The sequence below is a fragment of the Streptomyces tanashiensis genome, assembly GCF_014648895.1.
Lineage (GTDB): Bacteria > Actinomycetota > Actinomycetes > Streptomycetales > Streptomycetaceae > Streptomyces > Streptomyces tanashiensis.
Map to the genome: position 1 here is coordinate 117,845 of NZ_BMRZ01000020.1, position 26,964 is coordinate 144,808.

The window sequence follows — 26,964 nt, forward strand, 5'->3', positions numbered from 1 at the left end:
CCGTCAGTCCTCCGCCTCGCCGGGCTCCTGGGCCAGCAGGTCCCGCAGCAGCCGCTCGTCATGCGGGGAGAGACCGGTCACGAAGCTGGCGAGCACGGCCTCCCGGTCGGCCTCGCCGTCCAGGACCTTGCGCATCCGCAGGGCCGCGAGCCCCGCCTCGTCGGCGACGGCCGTCCACTCGAAGGACCGCCCCGCCCGCTCCCTGCTCACCGCACCCTTGGCGTACAGCCGCGTGAGGATCGTGATGACGGTCGTATAGGCGAGATCGCCGCCGAGCCGCTCCTGGACCCACCCCGCGGTCCGCGCCCCGGCAGCCTGCCGCAGAACGACGAGCACCTGAGCCTCCAGCTCCCCCTGCCCCCGCCGCCGCCCGGATCCCCCAGGCCCACCCTTCGCCATCCCGCGCCCCTCCCGCCGATCCGTCCCGCCCTTCGGGGCGGTCCATCGTACTGAGCGGACACGGCGGGGACGGCTGCTGTTTCCCGGGCGTTGGCGCGACACCCCTGTGAAGAGCAGAGCGGGATCGAAGCGTAACTCCGGCGCAGGTCCGCCACGAGAAGGACACCTTCCCGCCATCGGTACGTCACTTCCGGTCATGATTCCCCGACAACCCCCGGAAGGGTGGCCTCCGTCACAGACAGGTCGCAGAAGTGCACATCGTATTGCTCCGGCAAACAGTCCAATCCCAGGGGGGACAGAACTCATGACGCGCACCACGCAGAGATGCGCCGTGTTGATCGCGGCGCTGGTGGCGACAACGCTCGTCGGCACCATCACCTCGGCCAGCGCCAAGGGCACTCAGCCTAAGAGCAGAGACTCCTACGTCACGAACCCGAACGATCCGGGGCTCATCGAGCTGTACTCCGCTCCGGAGCCCGGGCAGATAGGGCCCATGAACTGGGATGGAGCCATCGGCGGCTGGGGGCCGGGAAACTTCGAGTCGCGCCACTGGGCCGACAACGACTACACGGAGATCCAGTTCATCGGGTGCTCGTTGGACGTGGGAGGCGGCAAGTCCGCCGGTGTGAAGCTCTGGCAGGCAATCCCCTTCAACCTCGACGCGGACATGGGGATGCAGACCTATTACAACTGCTTCACCGGTCCGGATGCCAGCACGCGAGCCTATTGGAACGGCTACTACGCCGGCGGCGACAACCGGTACTTCACGATCCCGCAGCTCAACGGCTCCATCTACACGCGCGCTCATCTCTACGTAAAGAGGGTTTACGTCGACACGGCGCTGGCCGACTAACGAGCGGCCGGTGTCGACCGACGACTCCGGCTGAACCGCACACATGGGCCGGGAGGGCTGTTCAGCCTCCCGGCCCGTCCCCCATGCGAGATCGGTGCCCCTGTGAAGTTCCGAGCCCTCCTGCGCTCCTCCGCCGCCCTCTGGACCGCGCCGGTCTGGGGCGGCATCGTCGCCTTCTACTTCTTCTACGCGCTGCACCTCGAGGACCCGTACGAGGAGGTGATCAACGGGCCGCTCTGGGGCGCCCAGCAGGTGGCCATCGCCCTGACCTACTTCTACGCCTTCGCGTACGCCATCACCCTCGGCCTCGCGACCTGGGAGGGCGGGCGGCTCAAGCAGGATCGGGTGTGGGACCTCGCTCCCGGCCGGGCCCCATGGCGCGTGGCCGGACAGGCGCTCGCGCCCGCCGTCGCGGCCGGCTGGGCCATCCTGCTCCTGCCCGTCGGCATGCGTCTGAGCGAGACCCGGCTCCTGCCCACGCCGACCGCCGTGCTCCCCCTCCTCATGGGGATGGGCATCGTGTGCGCGTACGCCGTGGTCGGCATCGTTCTCGGGCACCTCGCTCCTCGCGTGATCGCCGCACCTGTCAGCGCCGTCGCTGCGTATTACGTGATCAGCAAGACGCACGCGTACAGCGATCCGCTCTGGCCCCGGCATGTTTCGGGGCAGCTCAGCACGAGCGTCGCCTTCGGTGAGTACTACTCCGCTCCCACCGTCCTGATCCCCTTCCTCGTCGCCGCCACCGTGGCCGCCGCCGTCGCCGCCTGGTGGAGCCGCGGCCCCCGTCGTCTGCCGCTACGGATCCTCGCGACCGCCGTGGCTCTCGCGACCCTGGTCCTGAGCGCGCGGACGGCCTCCGGCTGGGGTGTCGTCGACGGCCCGGTCAGCGCGGGCCACGCGCCCGCCCGCTGCGTCGGCGCGGCGCCCCGGGTCTGCATGGCCGAGACGGGCGGCGCGGTCGAGCGGCTCGACGACGTACGGTCCGAGGTCGTCGAATCGCTGGAGAAGCTGGAAGCCGCGGGTGTCGACGTCACCGTCCCGTCCACCGTCACCGACGGCCTGCTGTACGAGCGCACCAGCACCCGCCCCCGTTCGACCGTCTCCACCTGGTGGCTGCCGCTGACCGCCCAGGCGGAGACGGCCGGACCGGACGGCCGCCTCGCGGGCGTCCGCTACGCCGTCCTGCTCGGCTCCGTCACCTTCCCCTGCTCCTTCCCCGCCACGATCGCTCCCGGCACCCCCACCGCCTGGATCGTCAACCGCGACGCCGCGATGCTCTGGGCCGCGTACACCGTCGACGCCCAGGACCCCTACCTCCGCTGGCGTTCCGGCGAGTACGCGCAGTTCGCGAACGGGCCCGAGGTCCTGGCGAAGGTGAAGGAACGCGCCGCGAAGGGCCGAGCACTGCCCACCGCCGCACAGCGCACGGCCTGGTTCGAGCAGGAGCAGGCGAAGGCGTGCCGTGGCATGCCGAAGCGGCCGGCCGGCGTCCCTGCCGCGACCGGCCCGCAGGGGGAGGACTCGTGATCTGGTGGTACAAGGGACGCCGGATCACCACGGTCGTCCTGCCCGGCCTTCTCGCGTTCACGCTGCTCGCCGCCGTCGCCCACGGAGAGTCGGTGGCCCTGCCCGGACTGCTCACCTCCGGCGGAAACCTCCTCTTCCTCATGCACATCACGCCGCTGATCGTGACCGGCGTCCTCGCGCACAGCCTCGCCCAACGGCTGCCCGAGGCAGAGGACCTGAGCGTGCGCCCTGTCCGGCGGTACGACGTGACCCTTGCCCTGTTCACGGTCGCCGTGGCGGTGTCGGCCGCCGGGACCATCGGCGCGCTCGCGGACTCCTCGACGGCGTACGAGGCCGCCCGGAACACGCTGTTCCTGACCGGGCTCATGCTCCTCGCGGGCGCCGTCCACCCACAGGCCGCGACCGTCGCCCCCGTCGCCTGGGTCTTCATCGCGGCCTTCGTCGGCTACCGCGACTTCCACCGCCCCTGGCCCTGGGCCGTCACGCTTCACCCCGCCGGCTACCTCCCCACGTTCCTCTTCTGCCTGGCGGTCTTCCTCTGCGGCCTGGTCGCGCTCCGCCACACCCGCCGCCGACCCACCTCCTGAAAGGCCCGCCAGCCCCGTGTCCATCGAACTCGACGCCGTCTCCTACGCGTACGGGCGCCGCTCGCGCAGCATTCTCTCCGGGCTCAGCTACACCGTCCCCGACGGCTTCACGATCCTTCTCGGCCCCAACGGAGCCGGAAAGACGACCACGTTGAAGCTGGCCGCCGGGGTGAACCAGCCGAGTCAGGGCTCGGTACGACTCGGGCGCCTCTCTTCCGACTCCAGGGCGTACCGCATGAAGGTGGCCTGGATGCCGCAGACCGTCACCGCCATGACCGGCCTCACCGCCCGCGAGCAGGTCGCGTACACGGGATGGCTGAAGGGGATGAGCCGTCGTGCCGCCTGGGACGCCTCCACAGGTGCACTGGAACAGGTCCGGATGACGGATCACGCCGACATGAGGACGAAGCAGCTCTCCGGCGGTCAGCTGCGCCGCGTCGGTGTCGCCTCCGCCCTGGTCCACGGAGCCGAGGTCCTGCTCCTCGACGAGCCCACGGCCGGGATGGACCCGACACAGCGCCGCGTCTTCCGAGACCTCGTCATCGGGCTCGCCTCCCGGGAGGTACGGGTCCTCCTCTCGACGCACGACGTCGCCGACCTGGCGGAGGAGGCCGACCACGTCACCGCCCTCACCCGGGGCACGATCACCTTCTCCGGCTCCACCGGCGCCTTCCTCGCACACGCGCCCGCACACGTCCCGGAGGCCCGCCGCGCCGAGGCCGCGTACACGGCCCTGACGGGCGACGAGGCCATCGGCTAGCCCGTACGTCCACATGCCAGAGGGGCGTCGCCCACCGAATCGGTGGGCGACGCCCCTCTGATGCTTGTGCCCCCGGCAGGATTCGAACCTGCGACACCCGCTTTAGGAGAGCGGTGCTCTATCCCCTGAGCTACGAAGGCGAAGGCGGAGCGCTGTCAGTGTAGCGGGTGGTGGGGGCGGCGCACGGGGGATATCGGTTCCGGGGGTGGGGGGTCGTGGTGGGGGGATTTGTGGGCGTGGACATGACGAACTAAGGGAAATGATCTCGCCACGGTGTCCGGTGCGCGTCCTAGGCTGCGGGGTTTCGCGATCAAGGAATGAGGCATCATGCGCACCGCAAGACGTGTTCTCGCCCGCTTCGTCGCCCCGGCCGCCACGGCTCTCCTCGCCGCGGTCGTCGCCGCTCCCGTCGCCTCCGCCGCGCCGGCGCGGGCCGCTGCCGAGGTCTGTGACCACAGCTGCATCGACGGGGTCCGAGCCGCGACCCACACCGGATACGACCGCGTCGTGTTCGACCTGGGGGCGGGCGCCCTGCCCCAGGTCACCCCGCGGACGAGTGTGGACGGCACGTACTACCCGCCGAGCGGCCAGGCCGAGACGGTGGCCATCGCCGGCTCCTCGTACCTGTTCCTCGACTTCTCCCCGGCCCGCATCGGCGACTACGCGGAGACGAACCCGCTGGTCAAGCCCTTCGCCCTGCCCACGGTCAAGGGCGTGGAGTTCCTGTACGAGCAGCACGCCCAGCCCGAGTTCGCGATCACCCTGAACGGTCCCGTGAGCCGCTACAACGTCTTCACGCTCACGCAGCCGAACCGCGTCGTCGTCGACATCTACCGGTAGTCCCGCCCCCGTTCTCGAGGAGTACGCATGCGCAAGACCGCAATCGCCACCCTGACCGGCTCCGCCGCGCTCGCCGCCACCCTGCTCGGCACCACGTCCGCCGCGGCCGTGGCGGCCGCTCCCACCTGTGGCCACATCTGCGTCCTCGGGGTGCGCACGGCCACGCACGACACGTACGACCGCGTCGTCATCGACCTCGGCGAGGGCACCGTCCCCGGGTGGACCACCAGCGAGCAGACCACGCCGCTCTACTGGGGCGAGGAGGGGTCGGAGACCCAGGTGCCGATCCAGGGCGACTCGTACCTGAAGGTCACCCTCATGCCGGCCGAGACGTTCGACGTGAACTACCAGTCGACGTACACGAGCCCGCGGTCGCAGTCCTTCGGCTACCCGAGCCTCAAGGGCCAGGCGCTCGTGTACAGCTTCGAGGACAGCAACACCTTCGGCCTCGCGCTGGGCCCCCACACCTCGTACAAGGTCTTCAAGCTGACGGCCCCCAACCGGATCGTCATCGACGTCAACCACTGATCCGGGGTGGCTCGGCCGGCCGAGAGCGCCTACGGCCGCGCGCATGCCCATGACCACGGCCGGCGTCGACGCGGGTGAGGGAGCCGTGGGTGGACTTCGGAGAGGTGCGCCTCTCCGAGGAGAGAGGGCCACCGGATTCTTCCGGTGGCCCTCTCCTTCCTCCAGTCGCTGCCGGAGGACGAAGGCGAACTCGCCGCAGTTGATGCCGTCGGGGAGCGTTTCGGTGCCGGAATGCGTGCAGGTGAGGGGTTCCATCCGTGCCGGGTGGGGTTGACCGCGTTCGGGGGTGCGCATAGCGTCGCCGGGTGTGCTGAGCGGGCGCTTAGGAGGATGGTGTGGTGGCTGGCGGGGTCGAGCGGCTGACGGCTGACGGGGCGCCGTTCGCCGTCGAGGACGGGGTGTACGCCGGCGGGCCGCGGACCCTGCGGGAGTTCGTCGAGGTCACCTGGGCCTACGGCGACCGGCTGTTCCTCTTGTCCGAGGACGTGCGGATGACCTACCGGGAGTTCTTCGACGCCGCCTGCGGGCTCGCCCGGCGGCTCGTCGGGGAGTACGGGCTGCGGCCGGGCGACCGGGCCGTCGTGGCCATGCGGAACCTGCCCGAGTGGCAGGTCGCCTTCTGGGCGACGCAGCTCGCCGGGCTCGTCGCCGTACCGCTCAACGCCTGGTGGACCGAGGACGAGTTCGCGTACGCGCTGGAGGACTGCGCGCCCGGTGTGCTGCTCGTCGACGGGGAACGGGTCGGCCGGGTGCGGGCCTGGGCCGTGCGCAACGGCGTGCCCGGGATCGTCTTCCGGGGGGAGGCCGAGGAGGGCTTCGCCGCGTACGCCGCCGACACCGACCCGCTGCCGGGGCCGCCGCCCGTCGACGTCCTGCCCGAGCACGACGCCACCATCATCTACACCTCGGGCACCACCGGGCGGCCCAAGGGAGCCGTCGCCACCCACCTCGCGCAGGCCGGGGCCGCCATGAACCCGCGGTACTTCGCCGCCGCCGCGGCCCTCGCGCGCGGGGAGGTGCCCGGGACGGCGCCGGCACCGGTCTCCCTGACCACGTTCCCGTTCTTCCACGTCGCCGCGTTCACGTCGTTCTACGCCGTCATGGCGGCCGGCGGGACCCTGGTGATGATGCGGAAGTGGGACGCCGGCCAGGCCCTCGGCCTCATCCGCGAGCACGGCGTCACCCACTACGCGGGGGTGCCCACCACCGCGCTCCAGCTGCTGGCGCTCGCCCGGAGCACCGGCGACCCGCTGACCAGCCTCACCCTGCTCAGCACCGGGGGCGCCGCCGCCCCGCCCGGGATCGTGGCGGGGATCGTCGACGGGTACGGGGAGCGGATCGAGCCCCGGAACGGCTACGGGCTCACCGAGACCTGCGGCGGGGTCCTCTCGAACGTCGGGGCCGAGTACCGCGCCCATCCGGGGAGTGTCGGACGGCCCTCGCCCGTCACCGAGGTGCGGGTCGAGCGGCCCGACGCCGGGGGCGTGGGCGAGTTGTGGCTGCGCGGGCAGTCGCTGATCCGCGGGTACTGGGGGAACGAGGCCGCCACCCGGGCCGCCTTCACCGAGGACGGGTGGTTCAGGACCGGCGACCTCGTCCTGGTCGACGAGGACGGCCGGGTCAGCGTCGTCGACCGGCTCACCGACATGGTGATCCGCGGCGGCGAGAACGTGTACTGCGTCGAGGTCGAGGGGGTGCTGCACGAGCATCCGGACGTCGTCGACGCCGCCGTGTTCGGGGTCCCGCATCCGCTGCTCGGGGAGGAGGTCGTGGCCGTCGTGCGGCCGCGGCCCGGCGCGGATCCCGGCACCGAGGCGCTGCGGGCGCACGTGGGCGCGCGCCTCGCCGCCTTCAAGGTGCCGGCCAGGATCCTCGTACGGGCGGAGGAACTGCCCCGGAATCCGACCGGGAAGATCCTCAAGCGCGAGCTCAGGGACCTGCTCGGGGCCGGGGTCGGGGCCGGGGCCGACGCCGGGCTCGGGGCCGGGCTCAGCGCCGGGTGATCCGGACCCGGTACGTCCCCGTCGGGTCCTCGTCGAGGACGGTGATCCGGATGCCGTTGGCGCGGTCGGTGAACGTCTCGCCGGGGCCGTACGGGGCGTCCGACAGCTCCGCGTGGACGTTGGCCCGGCGGGTGCAGCCGCCGCTGGCCCGGTCGCTGTCGGCCACGGTCACCGGGCCGTGGCCGGTGTCCACGTCGGACTCCACGCGGTAGACGAGGACGCCCTGCTCGCAGACGGCCTCGTCGTTGCCGTCCTTGCTGCGGACCTCGACGGCGTATCCGGAGGTGCCGGAGAGCGGGACGAAGGCGAGCTTGGGGCCGCCGGGGGTCGCGAGCGGAGTGAGGCTGTAGTCGCCCGTCCCGGGGCCGGCGGCGCAGCTGACCTGGTCGTTGTCGAGCCAGCCCAGCTTCCACTTGTGCCAGGCGAGCAGGTCGTTGTTGGCGCCCCAGTCCTCGGACATGATGTCCCAGTGGCCGACGGTGCCGCCGCCGTCCGAGGTGTAGAGGTCGGGCAGGCCGAAGACATGGCCGTTCTCGTGCGGCAGGACGCGGTAGCCGGTCTCGGTGAAGCTGCCGGAGCCGTCGTCCTGGCGGCTGTAGACGAAGGACGTGTTGGCGAGCGGCACGCCGTCGGCGTAGGGGGCGTCCTCGTTGCCGGAGAAGGTCACGGACAGGACGGTGTCGAGGGCGGAGGGCCCGGCGTTCGGCGTGACCAGGATGTTCACCAGGTCGTAGGCGCTGAAGTCCACGCGCGGGTCGGCGGCCTTCACGATGTCCTCGACGAGGGAGCGGTAGCCCGGCTCGTACGGTGAGCCGCGCTCGATGCCGTACGAGGAGAACGCCCGCGGCATCCGCAGCCAGTCGGGTATCGGCGCCTCGGGCTGGTAGTGCAGGCGCCCGTACGAGCTGGTGCGGAACCAGTCGGCGGTCTGCGGGAAGAACTCGCGGAAGCGGTTCATCGCCGTGCCGTCCCCGGAGGCGTCCGGGAAGTCGATCATCAGGTTGAGGGCCCTGACGAGGCCCGTGGAGCGCACGTATCCGGGGGCCGTGGGCAGCCCCTCCGACATCTGCACGCCCATCGTGGTGGCGATGCGGCACGGTCCCAGCTGGGCGCCGCTCGGCGCGGCGGCCACGGGGCCCGCCGAGGCCGGGGCCGGCCCGGGGAGGGTGGTGCTCGCCGAGGCGAGCAGGGTGAGGGAGAGCGCCGTGGTCGCCGCCAGGGCGACGGGTCTGCGTATCCGTCGGCGGGGGTGCTGCATACGTCGCCTCTCCGGAGGGGTCAGGTCGGCGCGCCGCGACCCCTTTCCGCGGGTCCGCGCTGTGCGATCAGCCTGTGACGCGCGGTCCGGGTACGCGCGCCGGGTGGCCCGATCGTGGGTATTCCACGGAGCGGAGAGCGTGTGACGCAGGTCACAGGATGGCCGGGAAATAACCGGGGACCGACTCCCCGTTTACGCCTGTGTCCAACGAAGTGGGGAATCCTTCCCCGGATGTTCCGGAAGCTTCCGGACGAGTGAGGAGGCCGTGGCGTGACCAGCACCGCCGACACCGCGCCCGCCCGCCGCGTACCCCGCCCGCGGGCCGACGCCCTGCGCAACCGCGAGCGGATCGTGAGCACGGCCCGCGAGATGTTCGTCGAGTTCGGCCCCCAGGTGCCCTACGACGAGGTCGCGCGCCGGGCCGGCGTCGGGAACGCCACGCTCTACCGGAACTTCCCCGAGCGCGCCGACCTCGTCCACGAGGTCGTCCTCTCGCTCATGGCCCGCGTCACCGAGCTCGCCGAGCGGGCCACCGAGGAGGAGAGCGACACCTTCGCCGCCCTCCGCCGCTTCACCCACGGCGCCGCCGACGAGCGCATCGGGGCCCTGTGCCCGATGCTCGACGGCGCCTTCGACAAGGACCACCCCGACCTGACGGCCGAACGCGACCGCCTGGAGGAGGCCGTCAAGGGCCTCGTCGACCGGGCGCAGCGGGCCGGCCGGCTCCGCGCCGACGTGGGCGTCGGAGACCTGATGGTGGCGATCTCCCAGCTGACCCGTCCGCTGCCCGGATCGGCCTGCGGGTCCTTCGACCAGTTCGTCCACCGCCACCTGCAGCTGTTCCTCGACGGCCTGGAGGCGCCCGCCCGCTCCGAGCTGCCGGGGAAGGCCGCCACCCTGGAGGACCTGAGACGCGACTCCTGCTCCTCGTCGTGAGCGCCGCCTTCGGGAGCGCTGCCGCCGCGGGTGCCCCGTGGTGAGCGCCGCCGCCGTGAGCGCCCCGTCGTGAGCGCCCGCCTCCAGGGCCCCCGACTCATGTGACCCGCACGTCCTTACGTCCTTTTTTCACCAGTACGCGCCAAGAGGTGGCTACCCCCATGCCGAAAATCCCCGACTCGCCCGCGATCCAGGCCGACGCCGGCCGCTGGAAAGCCCTGATCTTCATCGCCCTCGCCCAGCTGATGGTCGTGCTCGACGCGACGATCGTGAACATCGCCCTGCCCTCCGCCCAGCAGGACCTCGGGATCTCGGACGGCAACCGGCAGTGGGTCATCACCGCTTACGCCCTCGCGTTCGGCGGCCTCCTCCTCTTCGGCGGCCGCATCGCCGACCTGTGGGGCCGCAAGCGGACCTTCATCACCGGTCTGATCGGCTTCGCCGCCGCCTCCGCCCTCGGCGGGGCCGCGACCGGCGAGGCCATGATGCTCGGAGCCCGCGCGCTCCAGGGCGCCTTCGGCGCGCTCCTCGCGCCCGCCGCGCTCTCGCTGCTCGCCGTGACCTTCACCGACGCCAAGGAGCGCGCGAAGGCCTTCGGCATCTACGGCGCGATCGCCGGCGGCGGCGGCGCCGTGGGCCTCATCCTCGGCGGCTTCCTCACCGAGTACCTGAACTGGCGCTGGACCTTCTTCGTCAACATCCCGTTCGCCGTGGTCGCCGCCGTCGGCGCGTACCTCGTCGTCCGTGAGCCCGAGGGCAGCCGCAACCGCTCCGCGCTCGACATCCCCGGCGTGATCCTGTCCACCCTGGGCCTCGTCGCCCTCGTGTACGGCTTCACCCGCGCCGAGTCCGCGGGCTGGAGCGACGCCGGCACGATCGGCCTCTTCGTCGGCTCCGCGGTCCTGCTCCTCGCCTTCGTGCTCACCGAGGCGAAGGTGAAGTCCCCGCTGCTGCCGCTGCGCGTCCTGACCGACCGCAACCGCGGCGGTGTCTACCTCTCGCTGGGTCTCGCCGTCATCGCGATGTTCGGCCTGTTCCTCTTCCTGACGTACTACCTCCAGGTCGTGAAGGGGTACTCGCCGGTCAAGACGGGCTTCGCGTTCCTGCCGATGATCGCGGGCATGATCGTGGGCTCGACCCAGATCGGCACGCGCCTGATGACCCGCGTCCCGCCGCGGCTCCTGATGGGCCCGGGCTTCCTGACCGCCGGTGTCGGCATGCTGCTCCTCACCCAGCTGGAGATCGGCACCTCGTACGCCGGTCTGATCCTGCCCGCGCAGCTGCTCCTCGGCCTGGGCATGGGTACGGCGTTCATGCCCGCCATGTCGCTCGCGACGCTCGGCGTGGACCCGCGGGACGCCGGTGTGGCCTCCGCGATGGTCAACACCTCGCAGCAGGTCGGCGGCGCCATCGGTACGGCCCTGCTGAACACGATCGCCGCCTCGGCGACCACCGCCTACCTGACCGACCACGCCGCCGGCGCGACGACCCCGGCCGCGCAGAAGCTGCTTCAGCTCCAGGGCATGGTCGAGGGGTACGCCGCGGCCATCTGGTGGGCGGTCGGCATCCTGGTCGTCTCGGCCACGATCGCCTTCGTGCTCATCAACACCGGGAAGCCGGGGACCGGAGTGGTCGCCGGGTCCGGCGCGGGCGCGGACGACGAGGTGAAGGTGCCGGTCATCGCCCACTGATCCCGGCCGTCGGTCACCGACCCCGGTGATCCCGCCGTCGGTCACCGACCCCGGTGATCCCGCCGTCGGTCACCGACCCCGGTGATCCCGCGCCGCCTGCCCTGGTTCCGCCTCCTCAGCGGAGCCAGGGCAGGTCCGCGTCCGCGTCCGCCGGTTCGAGGCCCTCGGCCATGACGCGCATGATCGCGCCGAGCTGCTCCACCTGATCGGCGGAGAGCCGGTCGAACATGGCCTGGCGGACGGCGGCCACGTGCCCGGGGGCGTTCCGCCGGAGGACCTCCATCCCCTCGTCCGTGAGCTGGGCGAACTGGCCGCGCTTGTCGGAGGGGCAGTTCTCGCGGCGGACCCAGCCGTTCTTCTCCAGGCGGGCGATCGCGTGGGAGAGCCGGGAGCGGGTGATCTTGGCGCTCCGGGCGAGCTCGGTCATGCGCAGCCGGCGGCGCGGTGCCTGGGAGAGCTGGACGAGCAGTCCGTAGTAGACGTGCGGCATCCCGGCGTCGCGCTGCAACTGGCGGTCGAGGTGGTCCTCGAGGAGCGTGGTGGCGTGCAGGTACGCGCGCCAGACGTGCTGCTCCTCGTCGGTCAGCCAGCGGGGTTCGGTCATGTCTCCCATGGGTCCCATCGTACGACTCATTCTTGAAAGTTGAACTATGTACGGCTAGGCTGTGAGCAGTTAGCTTGAAGTTTCAAGGACCAGGAGGATCGTCGCCATGGACGCCACGCTCGAACGGATGCCGGCCCTCTACCTGTCCCACGGCGCCCCTCCGCTCGCCGACGACCCCGTCTGGCCCGGCGAGCTCGCCGCCTGGTCCGCCGGCCTGCCGCGCCCCACGGCGATCCTCATGGTCTCCGCCCACTGGGAGGAGGCCCCGCTCGCGCTCGGCGCCACCGAGACCGTCCCCCTCGTGTACGACTTCTGGGGCTTCCCCGAGCACTACTACCGCGTCCAGTACGCCGCCCCCGGCGCCCCGCGGCTCGCCGAGGCCGTCCGCAAGCTGCTCCGCGCCCCCGGCACGCCCGTGCAGGACATCCCCGACCGGGGCCTCGACCACGGCGCGTACGTGCCGCTCGTCGAGATGTTCCCGGGCGCCGACATCCCCGTGCTCCAGATCTCCATGCCCACCCTCGACCCGCGCCGGCTCATGGACATCGGGCGCAAGCTCGCCCCGCTGCGCGACGAGGGCGTCCTGATCGTCGGCAGCGGCTTCTTCACCCACAACCTCGCCGCCCTCCGCCACACCGGCCCCGGCGTCCCCGGCTGGTCCGCCGAGTTCGACGCCTGGGGGAGCGAGGCCCTCGCCGCACACGACGTCGACGCCCTCCTGGACTTCGAGCACAAGTCGCCCGCCGGCCGCCTCGCCCACCCCCGTACCGAACACTTCGCCCCCCTCTTCGTCACCATGGGCGCGGCGGACGCGGCCGGCGACCTCGACGCGGAGCGGTCCGTGATCGACGGCTTCTGGATGGGACTCGCCAAGCGGTCCGTCCAGTTCGGCTGAGCGGCCGGGGCATCGGAATGGTCCGGGTCCGCCGCACGGTTCGGGTCCTCCGGTTCATCGGGATCGGCAGGGTCGTCCGGTTCGTGCGGTTCGTCGGGGTCGGCAGGGCCCTGCGGGTCCTCAGGGCTCTCCGGGCCCTCCGGAGCGCCGGGCTCAGAAGACCGGCGGATTCAGCTCGACGGAGCGGACGGCGGCGCTGAGGGCGAGGCCGTCGCCCACGTCGAGCGCCGTGTCCGCGAACTTGATCGTGTGGTCGTCGCCGTGCGCAGCCGCCCGCTCGAAGACCTCCTCCGCGGTGAGGCCGGTCCGCGCGTACGGGGCGGCCTCGCGCGGCGTGTAGGCCGCCGTCACCGCGGCCGCCGCCGCCCAGGCCGCCGCCACGCTCGGCGCCCACAGCTCACGGGGGAGCGCGGGCAGCGCCCGCAGGACCGCGTTCGGCGCGGTCGCCGCGTGGACCAGCATGATCGGCTCGCCGTGGCCGTGGGACGCGTACCGGTGCGTCGCCGCCGTCACCAGCTCGACGAGCAGCTCCTTCGCCGTCTCGGGGTCCGTCGCCCCGCCCCACACCGGGAACGCCGTCAGCTGCGCGAGCCGGGTCCGGATCCCGCCGTCCTGCTCCGGGACCGGCGGTACGGCGTCGAGCGCGGCCGCCGCCGTCGGCGCGGCGGCCAGCGGGGCGAGCAGCGGCAGCGGCTGGTGGCGGGCCGCCCAGTAGCCGAGGGCGTGCGCCAGCTCGGCGAGGCGCGGCGCCGTCTCCTCCGCGCCGGGCGTCAGAAGGGTCCGTACGGCGTGACCGGTACGGATCACCGGATGCGTCGCCCCGCCCGCGATGCCGGGCAGCAGCCGGGGCCACCACGCGGCGAGGACCTCCCGCCAGGGGTGGTCCGCCAGCTCGCGGGAGAAGAACCGGGTCCAGTCCGTGATCCGCGCCGGATCGCCGAGCGCCTCCCGCCAGCTGTCCGTCGTGACCGGGAGGCGCGCGGGCGGCAGCTCCTCCAGCTTGGGCGCGTAGTGGTCGAGCCAGCGGTGCACGGCCGGGGCCCGGCCGTGCCGGACCAGGGCCTCGACGGCCATGGGGGCGTGATTGGTGAGCCAGCCGTTGCGCTCGGGGCCCGAGGTGTGGAGCCGTTCGAGGGCCTCGTCGAGGGTGCCGGTGGTGTCGGTCATGAGGGCGACGCTAGGCGCGGGGAGCGGTGGGGCGGAACGGGCTGGGGACCTAGGCCGCAGGGCGGAGGCGAGGCGGTCCGCCGCGGAGGCGACCGTGGGTCGGGGCGACCGTGGGTCGGAGGCAACCGAACCGTGGGCCGGAGGCAACCGTGGGTCGGAGGCAACCGTGGGCCCGAGGCAACCGTGGGTCGTGCGGCGGCGTCTGAAGGGATGGCGCCGCATGTGATCGCGGTCTCACCGACAGCGTGGTCGCGTGCGCCCGCGAGGGGCGCCGTTTCACCCTCCGTGCCCGGTCTGACCTGCACCTCCATGGGTGCCCGCGGCGTGCCCGCGGGGGCGGCGGCCGCGCAGGATACTGCATGATCGCGAAAATCCATGTGCCGGGTGGGAATTCTGTCCTGATTCCAGTCGTTGTTTCCGTCGGATGCAGGGCACCCGGAAGGGTGTCGCGACCTACTCAGCAAGGGAGCACGCATGGCAACCCGTGCCGTCGCCCGTCGTCAGACCTCCGCCAAGAGCGGGGCCGCACGGGCAAGCAGCGTTCGCGCCGTGGGCGGGGAGATCGCCGACCGCGACCTGGTCGGCATGTACCTCGACGAGATCGCGCGCACGCCCCTGCTCGACGCCGCCAAGGAGGTCGAGCTCTCCCAGACGATCGAGGCGGGCGTCTATGCCCAGCAGATACTCGACCAAGAGGTGGAGAGCGACGGGGGCGGGGCGACCCGCGAGGAGCTCGAAGCGCTGGTCGCCGAGGGCGAGCGTGCCAAGGACCTCTTCATCAAGTCCAACCTGCGGCTCGTGGTGGCCGTGGCCCGGCGCTATCCGCGCAGCGGGCTGCCGCTGCTCGACCTGATCCAGGAAGGGAACGCGGGCCTGGTGCGCGCGGTCGAGAAGTTCGACTACGCGAAGGGCTTCAAGTTCTCCACGTACGCCACGTGGTGGATCCGCCAGGCCATCACCCGGTCCATCGCCGACCAGTCCCGGACCATCCGGCTCCCCGTCCACCTCGTGGAGGAGCTCGGCCGGATCCGGCGGGTGCAGCGCGAGTTCAACCGGGAGAACGGCCGGGAGCCCGAGCCCGCCGAGATCGCGGCCGAGCTCGGCTCGACGCCGGAGCGGGTCACGGACGTCCTCGACTGGGCGCGCGACCCGGTCTCGCTGAACATGTCGGTGGACGACGAGGGCGAGACCCAGTTCGGCGACCTCCTGGAGGACACCTCGGCGGTCTCCCCGGAGCAGTCGGTGCTGACACTGCTGCGCAGCGAGGAGCTCGACGACCTCATCGACAAGCTCGACCACCGGACGGCGTCGATCATCCGCATGCGGTACGGCATCGAGGACGGCCGCGAGCGGACCCTGACGGAGGTCGGCAAGGAGCACGGGCTGACGCGCGAGCGGATCCGCCAGATCGAGAAGCACGCGCTGCTGGAACTGAAGAAGATGGCCCACGACACGGGCTTCGACGCGGTGGCCTAGAGCGGCCGGCGGCCCACCCTCGTGTGGGCAGTCGTCCCGGCGGAACGATTGCCCGCAACGGCCGCCGCCAGCCTCCCCGAGAGGTCTCGCATGTACGTCACCAGCGCATCCGGACCCCGCACCGTGAAGTCGACGTCCATCAGGGCGAGCCTCAGCGCCAGCCATTCCACCGAGTCGGCGACGCGGGCGTGCAGCCGGCAGCGGTCCGGGCCCGTCGCGACCGGCACGAGGTGGGACGGGAGGCGGGCCACGACGAACTCGGCCGGCGCGGCGAACTCCACGTCGAGGTCGACCTCGCCCTGGGTCCGCGCCATCGAGCGGGCCATGTACGTGGCGGCGTCGCCCGAGGGCAGCTCGCGCGGGGTGAAGCGCGCGCCCGTGGGGAACGGCTCGCTCACCCGGTCCACCCGGAAGGTCCGCCAGTCCTCGCGCCCCAGGTCGTACGCGACGAGGTACCAGCGCCGCCCCGTCGACACCAGCCGGTACGGCTCGACCAGCCGTTTCGTCTCCGTGCCGTCCCCGGCCCGGTAGCCGAACCGCAGCCGCTCGTGCCCCGTCACCGTGCCCGCGAGCGCGGTCAGGGTGGCGGGGGTGACCGTGGCGCCGTCGCCCCGGGTCAGCGGGATCGTGGCGTTCTGGAGGGTGGAGACCCGGTGCCGGAGCCGCGCCGGCAGCACCTGCTCCAGCTTGGCCAGGGCCCGTACGGACGCCTCCTCGACGCCCTCGATGGCGTGCCCGGCGCCGGCGCGCAGGCCGACGGCGATCGCGACGGCCTCCTCGTCGTCGAGGAGCAGCGGCGGCATGGCCGTACCGGCGACGAGGCGGTAGCCGCCGACGGCGCCCATGGTCGCCTCGACGGGGTAGCCGAGGTCGCGGAGCCGGTCGATGTCCCGGCGGATGGTGCGCGGGGAGACCGAGAGCCGTTCGGCGAGCTCGCTTCCGGGCCACTCGCGCGGGGTCTGGAGGAGCGAGAGCAGATTCAGGAGTCGTGCCGGGGTGTCCGTCATGTTTTCCAGGATGAGGCCCATCTAGGACATGACCTGACCTAGATGACTCTTATCTTCTTCGTATGAGTTCACACGACGCCGCCACCGAAGCAGCAGCGGCCAGCGACAAGAGGCGCTGGATCGCCCTCGCCATCGTCATGACCGCCGCCTTCATGGACCTGGTCGACGCCACGATCGTCAACATCGCGATCCCCAGCATCGAGAAGGACCTCGGCGCTTCGTTCGGGGCCATCCAGTGGATCACCGCCGGCTACGCGCTCGCGTTCGCCGCCGGTCTGATCACCGGCGGGCGGCTCGGGGACATCTACGGCCGCAAGCGCCTCTTCCTCCTCGGCACCGCCGGCTTCACCCTCGCCTCGGCGCTCTGCGGCTTCGCGGCCAACCAGGAGATGCTCGTCGGCTCCCGCCTGCTCCAGGGCGCGGCGGCCGCGATGATGGTGCCGCAGGTCCTGTCGATCATCCACGTCACCTTCCCGGCGCACGAGCGCGGCAAGGTCTTCGGGATGTTCGGCGCGATCATCGGCCTCGGCGCGGTCTCCGGCCCGCTGCTCGGCGCGCTCCTCACCCAGTGGAACATCGCGGGTCTGGAGTGGCGCCCGATCTTCCTGATCAACCTTCCGGTCGGCGTCGCCGCCCTGATCCTGGGCCGGAAGTTCATCACCGAGTCGAAGGCGCCGAAGGCGCTCAAGCTCGACATGGTCGGCGTGCTCCTCGTGACGACGGCGCTGCTCATGCTGGTCTACCCGCTGACGCGCGGCCGTGAGCTGGACTGGCCGCTCTGGGGTCACCTGATGATGGCCGGCAGCCTGCTCGTCTTCGGGGCCCTCGTGGCGTACGAGAAGTACAAGACGAAGAAGGACGGGTCGCCGCTGGTCGAGCTGTCGCTGTTCAAGGTGAAGAGCTTCGCGGCCGGTGTCGCGGTGCAGCTGACCTTCGGTGTCGTGCTCGGCATCTTCTTCCTCGTGTGGACGATGTACATGCAGATCGGGCTCGGCTGGACCCCGCTGCACGCGGGTCTGACCGGGGTGCCGTTCTCGATCGCGGTCTCGGTGGCGGCGGGCATGTCCGTGCAGAAGCTGGTGCCGCGCTTCGGCCGGAAGGTGCTCCAGGCGGGCGCGCTGACGATGATCGCGGGCATCCTGCTCTACCTCTTCGTGACCGGGCGGTACGGGACCGGGATCCACTCCTGGCAGATGATCGCGCCGCTGGTGGTCATGGGTCTCGGCATGGGCCTGATCGTGGCGCCGCTGACGGACGCGGTGCTCTCGGAGGTGCCGAAGGAGCACGCCGGTTCGGCCTCGGGCCTCATCAACACGACCGGGCAGATGGGCAACGCGCTCGGACTCGGCCTGGTGTCGGTGGTCTTCTTCGGGACGATCGACGACGAGAAGCTCGCCAAGGCCCCGGGCGAGGTGGGGGCGGCGTTCACGGACGCCTTCCAGAACTCGCTGGGCTGGGCGGCGGGCGTGCTCGCGGTGATCTTCCTGGTGATGTTCGCGCTGCCGGCGAAGCCGAAGCAGCACGTGGAGGGCGGCGGTGACGACGAGGTCGTCGCCGACGGGGCCGCGAAGGAGCCGGTGCTGACGCACTGAGTCCGGGGGAAGCGAAGAGGGGCGGTGCGCATGATGCGCACCGCCCCTCAGCCGTGTCTCCTGTCGGTCAGGGGCGCTTCAGGCCCGGGACGAGGTTGCGGGCTGTGCTGGGCGGCAGGGTGCGCTCGAACTTGCTCGAGCGGAGTGCCGCCGGGGTGGGTGTCGTCTGCTGGCTCCAGGCCTGGTTCCAGATGAAGTTGCCGCCGTTGGTCTGGCCGATCGTCTGCCACACCTGCCCGTTCACGGTCACGATCTTGACGAGAGCCGTGTTGCCCTGGTTGTCGTAGGAGACGCCGCAGGCGTTGCCGGGGAAGTTCGGGTTGGCGGGGTCGTCGGCGGTGGCGGTGGCGTTGGTGAGGTCCTGCCAGGTGATGATTCCGCCCGCAGAGGGCGCCCTTCCGACGTAGACCCGGCCTCCGGTGAGCACCGCCTGCTGGTCCTCGGTGCTGGAGGGGGCGTAGAGGTCGATGTCGGAGCAGGGCCCGGTGGGTCCGGTCGCACCTGTGGCGCCGGTGGCGCCCGTGGCTCCGGTGGCACCTGTCGCGCCTGTGGCGCCTGTCGCGCCCGTGGCGCCTGTTGCGCCGGTGGCTCCCGTGGCGCCGGTGGCACCCGTGGCACCCGTGGCTCCGGTCTCGCCGGTGGCGCCCGTCGCGCCCGTCGCGCCGGTGGCGCCGGTCGCGCCGGTGGCGCCGGTCGCGCCGGTGGCGCCCGTCGCTCCGGTGGCTCCGGTCTCGCCGGTGGCTCCCGTTGCGCCGGTGGCGCCGGTCGCTCCGGTGGCGCCCGTCGCGCCGGTGGCGCCGGTCGCTCCGGTGGCGCCTGTTGCTCCAGTGGCTCCGGTCTCGCCGGTGGCTCCCGTCGCGCCGGTCGCTCCGGTGGCGCCTGTTGCTCCAGTGGCTCCGGTCTCGCCGGTGGCTCCCGTCGCGCCGGTGGCGCCCGTGGCTCCGGTGTCACCCGTCGCGCCGGTAGCACCCGTCTCACCGGTGGCTCCGGTGGCTCCGGTCGCACCTGTGGCGCCTGTCGCGCCCGTAGCTCCGGTCGCACCCGTCGCGCCCGTGGCGCCCGTGGCGCCCGTCGCGCCCGTGGCGCCCGTCGCGCCCGTCGCACCCGTGGGTCCCGTCGGGCCCGTAGGTCCGGTCGGGCCGACCTTGCAGTCGTCGTCGTGGCCGCCGCCCACCGTGCGCAGCGCGGCCTCGGTCAGTGCGCGGGGCCCCTGGATCTCGTTGTCCAGGAAGGCCGCGAGGTCGGCGGTCCGGGGCCCGTCCTGCTCCCACGGGGGAGGCCCGTCCTCGTGGCCCGGCGGAGGTCCGTCCTCGTGGTGCGGCGGAGGTCCGTCCTCGTGGTGCGGCGGAGGTCCGTCCTCGCGGTGCGGCGGAGGTCCGTCCTCGTGGTGGTGGGGCCCTTCCTTGCAGGGGTCGCCGGGCGGGGGGCCCGCCCTCGTCACGCCACGGGCGCCGAGTTCGGGGGAGGACCCCCACGCGGCCGACGCGGCCGGTGACGCGAATCCGGTGAGGACGAGTGCGACCGAGGCGATGGCCCCACCGCTGATCCACGCGCGCCGGCGGGGCAGCGGGCCGAGCGGGGTCCTGGTCCTGGCATCAGGACGCATGTGCATGCTCCTTCCTCCACCGGCTCTGCGGCCGGCGCGAGTGAGGTCGAGGGGGGAGCCGGTTCTCACTCCCTGGTCGGATCATCGGATCGCGCATGCAAAGGCTTGACGATTTTTCGGCACTCTCAACGCCATGGCCTAACACGGATAGCTGAATGGATGCGTACGCAACGGCGAACTTCGAACGGTCTGTCGGCGCGTCGGAGGGGCGCTCCGGGAGCCCGCCCGTAGGGTCGCCCCCCACTGTCCGACCCGACCGTTCCCCCCGCCCCCACCGGAAGTGGTGTTGCCGTGCGTCCGTCCATCTGCTTGTGCATGATCGTCAAGAACGAGGCCGCCGTGATCGAGCGCTGCCTCGCCTCCGTCCGCGGTCTCGTGGACACCTGGGTCATCTCCGACACCGGCTCCACCGACGGCACCCAGGAGCTGATCCGCAAGGCCCTCGACGGCATCCCCGGGGAGCTCCACGAGGAGACGTGGGTGAACTTCGGCCACAACCGCAGCCTGAACATCGCGCACGCCCTCGGCCGGGCCGACTATCTCCTGCTCCTCGACGCCGACCACGTCCTGCGGCAGGAGGCCCCGCTGCCCGCCGCCGGCGGACCGCTCGCCGACGCGTACATGATCCGCCACCGGGGAACCGTCGAGTACCGCATCAAACGCCTGGTCAGAGGCGATCTGCCGTGGCGGTACGAGGGCGTCACCCACGAGTACCTGACGGCCGACCGGGACCACGTCCAGGAGAACCTCGACGCCCTCGTCATCGAGGACCACGCCGACGGCGGCTCGCGCCACGACAAGTTCGAGCGCGACGCCCGCCTCCTGAGCGCCGAGCTCGACCGGGACCCGACGAACCACCGCACGGTCTTCTACCTCGCGCAGACCCTGCGGGACATGGGCCGCACCGACGAGGCCGTCGCCCTCTACGAGCGGCGCGCGGCCATGGGCGGCTGGGTCGAGGAGGTGTACTTCTCGCTGCTCCAGTCGGGTGTCCTGCGGGCCGACGCCGGCGACTGGCCGGCCGCGATGGACGCCCTCTCACGGGCCTGGGACTCCCGGCCGGAGCGCCTGGAGGCCTGTTACGAGCTGGTGGCGCGGCTGAGGAAGATGCGGCGCCACGCGACCGCCCACGCCATCGTGTCCGCCGTCGTGGGCCGGGAGATGCCGGACGACGTGCTGTTCACCCAGCCGTGGGTCTACCGGTGGGGGCTGCTGTTCGAGTACTCGATCACCGCGTACTGGGTGGGTGACCACGCCGCCTCGCTCGCCGCCTGCGACCGGCTGCTCGCCCTGCCGGACCTGCCGGAGAGCTACCGCGAACAGACCCGCGCCAACCGGGCGTTCGCCGTGGAGAGGCTGACCGAGGCCGCCGCCCCCGCCCTCGTCCGCTGAACGGACGGGGCGGGACCGGCGGCCCGGCCGGGCGTGCGCCGGCGGTGCGTCAGCGGACCCGCGAGCGGGACTCCATCGCCCCGCGGGCCGCGTGCTCGTCCTCGTACACCTCGCACATGTGCCGGCCGTCCGGCGTCGCCGTGTGCTCGACCTCCCAGAGGCTCACCTCGCTGCCGTCGAGCAGCAGGAACTGGTGCTCGTAGAGGGTGAAGCCGGCGTCCCGGCCGCCCTCCACCGGGCAGTGGCGGCCGAAGGCCTGGGTGATGTGGTGCGCGAAGGCCAGCCGGAGGCGACGGGCCGTCCGCTCGCCCGGCCGGTCCGCGTTCTCCGCGCGGCGCAGGACGCGGCGCGCGTGGTCGGCGGAGTTGTCCGGCACGTACATCCGGGGCTGGGCGGGTATCGGGCGGGCCAGCAGGGAGCTCAGCAGCTCCAGGTCGTCGTCGTCGTCGAGGGCGCGGCCGTCGGAGCGCTCCGCCGTCCAGCCCGGCAGCGGTCCGGTCGGGAGGCGGGAGGCGGCGAGCCGCGCCTCCGACTCCTCCGCGTACAGCTCGTGCTGCTCGGTGCCGTCCCGGCCGGCGTTGTGCGCGAGCTCCCAGAGGCTGAGGGCGCTGCCGTCGGCGAGCAGATAGGTGTGGCGGTGGGTCGTGCGGTGCAGCGACGCGCTGTGGTGCGAGGAGTGCAGCGCGCTGGAGTGCGCGAGCGCCGTGCCGAGGCGCTCGACGGTCGAGTCGGGCAGGTCGAAGGAGTTGAGCGCCCGGCCGAGAAGCCGCTCAAGGTGCGTCTCGGTCGTCTCGTAAGGATCGTGAGGATCCTGCGGATCGTTCAAGAGGGTCTCCAGGCCGTCGCCGCATGTCACTTGGTGCTTGCTTAACGTAGTCCCTGGGTCTGACATCGCGTCCGGCGTTCCGGAAAACGAGGGGCCCGCTTGGGAAGTTCCCGACCGTTTCCTTCAACTCCCTTGGGCTTACCGGCAGTACGCGTCCGCGTGCGGTCCGTACAGCTCGCGGTACGAGGGGAAGTCGCCGCCCGGGCCGCGCCGGCCGCCCGGGGCCGCGAGGACCGCCCGGACGATCGCCCGGGTCACCAGGTCCGCGCCCGCCGCCAGGATCTCGTTCAGGGCGAGCGGGCCCGGCTCCTCCGGCAGCTCCCGCGTCCCGGTGGCGAGCGCGAAGACCGTGTCCCCGTCGTTCATCAGGTGCACCGGGCGCACCGCGCGCGCGATGCCGTCGTGGGCCGTGCCCGCGACCTTCTGCGCCTGCGCCCGGGTCAGCGCCGCGTCCGTCGCGACGACGGCGAGCGTGGTGTTCAGCGGCGGCCGGACGGACGCCTCCCGCGCCTCCGCGAGCCGCCGCAGGGCCGCCTCGTGGACCGCGGCCTCCGGGGGGACGAGCGGGCCCGCCGCGTAGTAGCAGCCGTACGGGACGCCGTTCGCCGGGTCGACGGCCGAGCCCGCCGCGTTCAGCACCACGAGCGCCCCGACCGTGATCCCCGACTCCAGGACGGTGCTCGCCGTCCCCACCCCGCCCCGCAGCCCGCCGGCCACGGCCCCGGTGCCCGCGCCGACCGCGCCCGTCTCCACGCGCGCGTGGTCCCCGCTCGCGGCGGCCGCCTCCACCGCCGCCCGTCCCGTCGCCGCGTCCGGGCGGGCCCTGAAGTCGCCCCCCCGACCCAGGTCGAAGACGCACGCGGCGGGCACCACCGGCACCACGTGGGACGGGTCGGGGCCCACCCGCACGCCCCGGTTCCGCTCCTCCAGCCAGGCCATCACCCCGCCCGCCGAGTCCAGGCCGTACGCGCTGCCGCCGGTGAGGACGACCGCGTCGATCCGCTGGACCACGTTCCTTGGGTCCAGGGCGTCCGTCTCCCGCGTGCCCGGACCGCCGCCCCGTACGTCCACGGCGGCGACGGCCCCGCCCTCCGGGGCCAGGACCACCGTGGTGCCGCTCAGCGCCCCCGGCCCGGCCACGCGCGCGTGCCCCACGCGCAGCCCGGTCACGTCGGTGATCGCGTCCCGGCCGTTCTTCTCCTCGGGGAGTGTCATGTCCCCTGCCTACCACGGTGCTTGGCTCAGTGCTTGGGGCCGAGGTAGGTGCCGCCCGAGGCGTCGATCACGGTGCCGGTGATCCACCGGCCGTCCTCCGAGGCCAGGAAGGCCACCGGGTCGGCGATGTCCTCCGGCCGGCCGACCCACGGCAGCGCCTGGCCGCCGATCAGCATCCCCTCCAGCTCGGGCACCGCCGCCATGGCGGCGGTGAGCGAGGCGGTCTGCGTCGGGCCGGGGGCGACCGTGTTGACGGTGATGCGGCGCTCGCCGACCACGTTGGCGAGGGTGCGCGTGAAGGTCTCCATCGCGCCCTTCGTCATCGCGTACGCCAGCTCGTCGGCGAGTGCGATCCGGGTGACGGCCGAGCCGATGTTGATGATCCGGCCGCCGTCCCGTAGCACGGGCAGCAGTCCCTGGACGAGGAAGTACGGCGCCCGGACGTTGACCGCGAAGACACGGTCGAACTGCTCGGGGGTCTCGTCCCCGAGGTGCCCGCCCGAGCCGGTCGCGGCGGCGTTGTTGACCAGGACGTCGAGCGCCGCCTCCCCGGTGTGGGCGGCGAGCCCGGCCCGGACGCCCTCGACCAGCGCGAGCACCCCGTCGTGCGTGGCCAGGTCGGCCCCGACGGAGAAGGCCCGCCCGCCGTCCCGGGCGATCAGGTCCACGGTCTCCTGCGCGGCGGCGGCGTCCCGCCCGTAGTGGACGGCGACGACCATCCCGTCGGCGGCGAGCCGGCGGGCGACGGCCCGCCCGATCCCCCGCGACGAACCGGTGACGAGGGCGGTACGGGTGGTGGCGGTGGTGTTCTGCATGGCGGTCTCCTCGGACTTCCCCTGCGGCCCGGAGCGTCTCCCCGGGGCACGAGAAGAACGGTCGCGCGGGGCGCTGACGAACCACTGACGACCGACTGACGGCTCCCCCCCCGTTGTGGGCAATCGTTCCGCTGGGGCGGAACGGGTGGGCACAACGGAACGGCGCCCTTGCCGGCGCCAGAGGCTCCCGCGCCTGAACCCGCACCCCTGGTGCAATGCCTCGTGGTGCGGGCCCAGGCGCGGAACGCGGAGGCGCCGCTGAAGGGCGCCGTCCCGTGTGCCCACCCGTCCCGCCCAGCGGGACGATTGCCCACACGGGGGCGGGCACCGGCCCACACGGGGGGCGGGGGCGCGGCCCACACGGGACGGGGCGCCTCATCGGGGGGCCGGCTCAGCCGGCGGCGGCACGCCCCGCCGGCGTCGGCAGCCCCGCCCGGCGGGCCGTCTCCGTCGCGCGAGCCCGGTCGGACGCCGCCGACGCCGCGTCCCCGGCGGCCTCGTGGACGGCCGCCCGGCGGTGGAGCAGGTCCACGACGTCCTCGGCCACACCCAGGGACTCGAAGAGGGCGAGGGCCTCCGCGAGCAGGGGCAGCGGCGTGGTGGAGTGCGCCGCGAGACCCTCCAGGGCGGTCGCCGTCCCCCACCGCTCCCCGAGCGCCCGGAACCCGGCGAGTGCCTCCGTGAGGAGCGCCCCGGCCTCGGCGGGGGAGGCCGTCAGCTGGGCGCGGCCCACGAGCCCCAGGGCCCGGGACCAGGGGTCGTCGCCGAGGCGGAGGCCCTCCACGGGTCCGACGGAGGTCGACCACAGGAACGCCGTGTACGGCTGCCGGAGCGGAGCCGTACCCGCGTGGAGGAAACCCCGTGCCCGGTCGACGCGTTCGCCCTCCCGGAGGCCCGCCGCGAGGACGCACAGCGCGTACTCCTCGCCCCGCTCCGCCGTCGGCTCCACCCGGTCCAGCAGCTCCGCGACCGGCGCCGCCACCCGGCCCCGGAGCCCGCGCAGCCACCAGTACGGGCTGAGCGCGGCCACCAGCCGCAGCCCGTCCTCCGGCGTGCCGCGCCGCAGCGCCGCCCGCAGGTTCGCGTCCTCCGCGTCCAGCCGGGCCAGCCACTCCAGCTGGGCGGCCCCGCGCAGTTCGGGGTCGGCCGCCTCGGCGAGCTCCCGGTAGTACGCGAGGTGGGCGGCCGGCGCCGGATCGTCGTCCGGGAGCCGTTCGGCGGCGTACGCGCGGATCGTCTCCAGCATCCGGTACCGGCCGTCGTCCCGTACCTCCACCAGCGACTTCTCCACGAGCGAGGCCAGCAGGCCCGCGTCCGCGCCGCACACCCGGGCCACCGCCTCCGCCGTCGCGCCGCCCCGGAACACCGAGAGGCGCGCGGCCAGTTCCCGTTCGCCGGGTTCGAGCAGCGACCAGCTCCACTCCACCACGGCCCGCAGCGTGCGATGCCGCTCCGGTGCGGTGCGGTCCCCGCGCGACAGCAGCTCGAACCGCCCGCCGAGCCCGTCCGCCAGCTCCTCCACGGACAGCGTCCGCAGCCGGGCCGCCGCCAGCTCGACGGCGAGCGGCAGCCCGTCGAGCCCCGCGCAGAGCTCCGCCACGCGCGCGTGGCCCGCGAATCCGGGCCGGACCGCCGCCGCCCGCCGCACGAACAGCTCCACGGCCGCCTCCGGCGCCAGCGCGCCGAGCGGCAGCAGCGACTCCCCGGTGATCCCGAGCGCCTCCCGGCTCGTCGTCAGCACCCGCAGCCCCGGACAGGCGGCCAGCAGGCGCCGTACGAGGACCGCCGTCTCCACGACGACGTGCTCGCAGTTGTCCACGATCAGCAGCACCGGCCGCCCGGCCAGGGCCGTTTCGAGCCGCGCCGCGCCCCGCACCCCGAGCGCCGCCGCGAACGCCTCCGCGACCTCGCCGGACGGGCCGCCCGTGCCCGCCACCGCCCCCAGGTCCACGAAACGCACCTCCCCCGGCAGCCCCGCGCCCACCTCCAGGGCGAGCCGCGTCTTGCCCGCACCGCCCGGGCCCACCAGGGTCACGAGCCGGGCCGCCGCCACCAGGCCGGCCAGCCGCTCCCGCTCCCGCTCACGACCCACGAAGTCCGTCAGCGGCGCGGGCAGCGGCGGGACCGCCCGCTCCGCCGCGCTCCCGCCCCGCAGCAGCTCCAGGTGGACGGCGGACAGCTCCGGCGACGGATCGGCCCCCAGCTCCTCGGCGAGGGCCGCCCGCACCTCCTCGTACACGGCGAGCGCCTCCGCCTGCCGGCCCGCCGCGCCGAGCGCCCGCATCTGCAGCCCCCGCAGCCGCTCCCGCAAAGGCTGCTCCCGGACCGGCCGCTCCAACTCCGCGACCAGCACGGCCGGGTCACCGCCCGAGGCCAGCTCGGCCGCCGCCCACTCCTCCACCGCGTCCAGCCGCAGCGCGTCGAGCCGGGCCGCCTGACCCGCCGCGAACGGCGCGTCCCGTACGTCGGCGAGCGCCGGCCCCCGCCAGAGCCCGAGCGCCTCCCGCAGCAGCCCGGTCGCGCGCCCGGGGTCGCCCGCCGCGCCGGCCCGCGCACCCTCCCGTGCGAGCGCCTCGAACCGCAGGACGTCGACGTCCGCGACGGGGTCCGCGACGGCCAGCCGGTACCCGGCGGGCGAGAACTCCACCGTCACGCCCGGCGGAAGGACCCGGCGCAGCCGCGAGACCTGGGCCTGGAGCGCGCCCGTGGTGCCGGCCGGCGGTTCCTCCCCGTACAGCCCGTCGACGAGCCGCTCCACCGGGACGGTGCCGCCCGCGTCCAGGAGGAGCCGGGCGAGCAGGGCGCGGACCTTGGGCCCGCCGGTGACGGGGACCGGCGCGCCGGCGGCCACCCCGGCGGCCACCCCGGTGGCGTCCCCGGTGGCGCCCGCGGTGGCATCGGTGGGTTCGGCCACCGTGAGCGGTCCGAGCAGGCGGAAGATCATGTACGGGATTGTGTCCCGCCTGACGGCGGCTCTTCCAGCCTCC

The 26,964-nt window shown here is 73.2% G+C and carries 23 protein-coding genes and 1 tRNA gene; 13 read left to right on the forward strand and 11 right to left on the reverse strand.

The window, feature by feature from the left end:
* Nucleotides 1-3 precede the first annotated feature (3 nt).
* Nucleotides 4-399 (reverse strand): BlaI/MecI/CopY family transcriptional regulator, encoded by a 396-nt coding sequence (locus tag IE237_RS35935; RefSeq protein WP_189806372.1) that lies wholly within the window; start codon nt 397-399, stop codon nt 4-6.
* A gap of 304 nt (nt 400-703) precedes the next feature.
* On the opposite strand from IE237_RS35935, the gene IE237_RS35940 reads away from it, so the two are divergent.
* The 4 genes from IE237_RS35940 to IE237_RS35955 all read left to right on the forward strand — a co-directional run bounded on the left by IE237_RS35940 (nt 704) and on the right by IE237_RS35955 (nt 4,126).
* On the forward strand, nt 704-1,252 hold the full coding sequence (locus tag IE237_RS35940) for a hypothetical protein (protein ID WP_189806373.1): 549 nt from the start codon (nt 704-706) through the stop codon (nt 1,250-1,252).
* Between the two features lie 102 nt (nt 1,253-1,354).
* Entirely contained in the window at nt 1,355-2,779 is a 1,425-nt protein-coding gene (locus IE237_RS35945; RefSeq protein ID WP_189806374.1) for a hypothetical protein, read from the forward strand.
* Nucleotides 2,776-3,366 (forward strand): hypothetical protein, encoded by a 591-nt coding sequence (locus tag IE237_RS35950; RefSeq protein ID WP_189806375.1) that lies wholly within the window; start codon nt 2,776-2,778, stop codon nt 3,364-3,366. Before IE237_RS35945 ends, IE237_RS35950 begins: the two co-directional genes overlap by 4 nt.
* A 16-nt stretch (nt 3,367-3,382) precedes the next feature.
* Nucleotides 3,383-4,126, forward strand: coding sequence for an ABC transporter ATP-binding protein (locus tag IE237_RS35955; protein ID WP_189806376.1), 744 nt, complete (start codon nt 3,383-3,385; stop codon nt 4,124-4,126).
* A gap of 67 nt (nt 4,127-4,193) precedes the next feature.
* Here IE237_RS35955 and IE237_RS35960 read toward each other — a convergent pair.
* Nucleotides 4,194-4,266 (reverse strand) — tRNA-Arg (locus tag IE237_RS35960).
* A 187-nt stretch (nt 4,267-4,453) separates the two neighbouring features.
* On the opposite strand from IE237_RS35960, the gene IE237_RS35965 reads away from it, so the two are divergent.
* The 3 genes from IE237_RS35965 to IE237_RS35975 all read left to right on the forward strand — a co-directional run bounded on the left by IE237_RS35965 (nt 4,454) and on the right by IE237_RS35975 (nt 7,497).
* Nucleotides 4,454-4,966, forward strand: coding sequence for an AMIN-like domain-containing (lipo)protein (locus IE237_RS35965; RefSeq protein ID WP_189806377.1), 513 nt, complete (start codon nt 4,454-4,456; stop codon nt 4,964-4,966).
* Nucleotides 4,967-4,993: 27 nt separating this feature from the next.
* Nucleotides 4,994-5,494: an AMIN-like domain-containing (lipo)protein gene (locus tag IE237_RS35970; protein WP_189806378.1), complete on the forward strand. Its 501-nt coding sequence runs from the start codon at nt 4,994-4,996 to the stop codon at nt 5,492-5,494.
* 338 nt (nt 5,495-5,832) lie between these two features.
* Nucleotides 5,833-7,497 (forward strand): class I adenylate-forming enzyme family protein, encoded by a 1,665-nt coding sequence (locus tag IE237_RS35975; RefSeq protein ID WP_189806423.1) that lies wholly within the window; start codon nt 5,833-5,835, stop codon nt 7,495-7,497.
* Here the strand turns inward: IE237_RS35975 and IE237_RS35980 are convergent.
* Nucleotides 7,484-8,755 (reverse strand): M6 family metalloprotease domain-containing protein, encoded by a 1,272-nt coding sequence (locus tag IE237_RS35980; RefSeq protein WP_189806379.1) that lies wholly within the window; start codon nt 8,753-8,755, stop codon nt 7,484-7,486. The two genes, IE237_RS35975 and IE237_RS35980, sit on opposite strands and share 14 nt — an antisense overlap.
* Nucleotides 8,756-9,025: 270 nt before the next feature.
* Between IE237_RS35980 and IE237_RS35985 the strand changes: the two genes are divergently transcribed.
* Together IE237_RS35985 and IE237_RS35990 are read left to right on the forward strand one after the other, a co-directional pair.
* Nucleotides 9,026-9,691 (forward strand): TetR/AcrR family transcriptional regulator, encoded by a 666-nt coding sequence (locus IE237_RS35985; RefSeq protein WP_189806380.1) that lies wholly within the window; start codon nt 9,026-9,028, stop codon nt 9,689-9,691.
* 161 nt (nt 9,692-9,852) lie between these two features.
* Complete coding sequence (locus IE237_RS35990; RefSeq protein WP_189806381.1) at nt 9,853-11,382, forward strand: MFS transporter; 1,530 nt, start codon at nt 9,853-9,855, stop codon at nt 11,380-11,382.
* 115 nt (nt 11,383-11,497) lie between these two features.
* Here the strand turns inward: IE237_RS35990 and IE237_RS35995 are convergent, their stop codons facing one another.
* The gene (locus tag IE237_RS35995) at nt 11,498-12,004 is read right to left on the reverse strand and encodes a MarR family winged helix-turn-helix transcriptional regulator (protein ID WP_189806382.1); all 507 of its coding nucleotides are present in this window, start codon (nt 12,002-12,004) and stop codon (nt 11,498-11,500) included.
* An 88-nt stretch (nt 12,005-12,092) separates the two neighbouring features.
* Between IE237_RS35995 and IE237_RS36000 the strand changes: the two genes are divergently transcribed.
* Nucleotides 12,093-12,881: a dioxygenase family protein gene (locus IE237_RS36000; RefSeq protein WP_189806383.1), complete on the forward strand. Its 789-nt coding sequence runs from the start codon at nt 12,093-12,095 to the stop codon at nt 12,879-12,881.
* A gap of 153 nt (nt 12,882-13,034) precedes the next feature.
* Here IE237_RS36000 and IE237_RS36005 read toward each other — a convergent pair whose 3' ends face one another.
* Entirely contained in the window at nt 13,035-14,048 is a 1,014-nt protein-coding gene (locus tag IE237_RS36005; RefSeq protein WP_189806384.1) for a questin oxidase family protein, read from the reverse strand.
* Nucleotides 14,049-14,522: 474 nt separating this feature from the next.
* Between IE237_RS36005 and IE237_RS36010 the strand changes: the two genes are divergently transcribed.
* Nucleotides 14,523-15,524 (forward strand): sigma-70 family RNA polymerase sigma factor, encoded by a 1,002-nt coding sequence (locus IE237_RS36010; protein WP_189806385.1) that lies wholly within the window; start codon nt 14,523-14,525, stop codon nt 15,522-15,524.
* Here the strand turns inward: IE237_RS36010 and IE237_RS36015 are convergent.
* Nucleotides 15,521-16,531 carry a helix-turn-helix transcriptional regulator gene (locus IE237_RS36015; protein ID WP_189806386.1) on the reverse strand — a complete coding sequence of 337 codons (1,011 nt, stop codon included), beginning with the start codon at nt 16,529-16,531 and terminating at the stop codon, nt 15,521-15,523. The two genes, IE237_RS36010 and IE237_RS36015, sit on opposite strands and share 4 nt — an antisense overlap.
* Before the next feature lie 62 nt (nt 16,532-16,593).
* On the opposite strand from IE237_RS36015, the gene IE237_RS36020 reads away from it, so the two are divergent.
* Entirely contained in the window at nt 16,594-18,123 is a 1,530-nt protein-coding gene (locus IE237_RS36020) for an MFS transporter (RefSeq protein WP_189806387.1), read from the forward strand.
* Between the two features lie 67 nt (nt 18,124-18,190).
* Here the strand turns inward: IE237_RS36020 and IE237_RS36025 are convergent, their stop codons facing one another.
* Nucleotides 18,191-19,729: a hypothetical protein gene (locus tag IE237_RS36025; protein ID WP_189806388.1), complete on the reverse strand. Its 1,539-nt coding sequence runs from the start codon at nt 19,727-19,729 to the stop codon at nt 18,191-18,193.
* Nucleotides 19,730-20,044: 315 nt separating this feature from the next.
* Between IE237_RS36025 and IE237_RS36030 the strand changes: the two genes are divergently transcribed.
* Nucleotides 20,045-21,121 carry a tetratricopeptide repeat-containing glycosyltransferase gene (locus IE237_RS36030; RefSeq protein WP_189806389.1) on the forward strand — a complete coding sequence of 359 codons (1,077 nt, stop codon included), beginning with the start codon at nt 20,045-20,047 and terminating at the stop codon, nt 21,119-21,121.
* A 49-nt stretch (nt 21,122-21,170) separates the two neighbouring features.
* Here the strand turns inward: IE237_RS36030 and IE237_RS36035 are convergent, their stop codons facing one another.
* From IE237_RS36035 to IE237_RS36050, 4 genes are all read right to left on the reverse strand, one after another.
* Entirely contained in the window at nt 21,171-22,013 is an 843-nt protein-coding gene (locus IE237_RS36035) for a DUF6227 family protein (RefSeq protein WP_229843884.1), read from the reverse strand.
* 72 nt (nt 22,014-22,085) lie between these two features.
* Nucleotides 22,086-23,162: a P1 family peptidase gene (locus IE237_RS36040; RefSeq protein WP_189806391.1), complete on the reverse strand. Its 1,077-nt coding sequence runs from the start codon at nt 23,160-23,162 to the stop codon at nt 22,086-22,088.
* Nucleotides 23,163-23,188: 26 nt separating this feature from the next.
* A complete protein-coding gene (locus IE237_RS36045) occupies nt 23,189-23,977 on the reverse strand; it encodes an SDR family oxidoreductase (protein WP_189806392.1) in 789 nt (262 codons plus the stop codon).
* A gap of 391 nt (nt 23,978-24,368) precedes the next feature.
* Nucleotides 24,369-26,921: an ATP-binding protein gene (locus IE237_RS36050; protein WP_189806393.1), complete on the reverse strand. Its 2,553-nt coding sequence runs from the start codon at nt 26,919-26,921 to the stop codon at nt 24,369-24,371.
* Between the last annotated feature and the right edge of the window lie 43 nt (nt 26,922-26,964).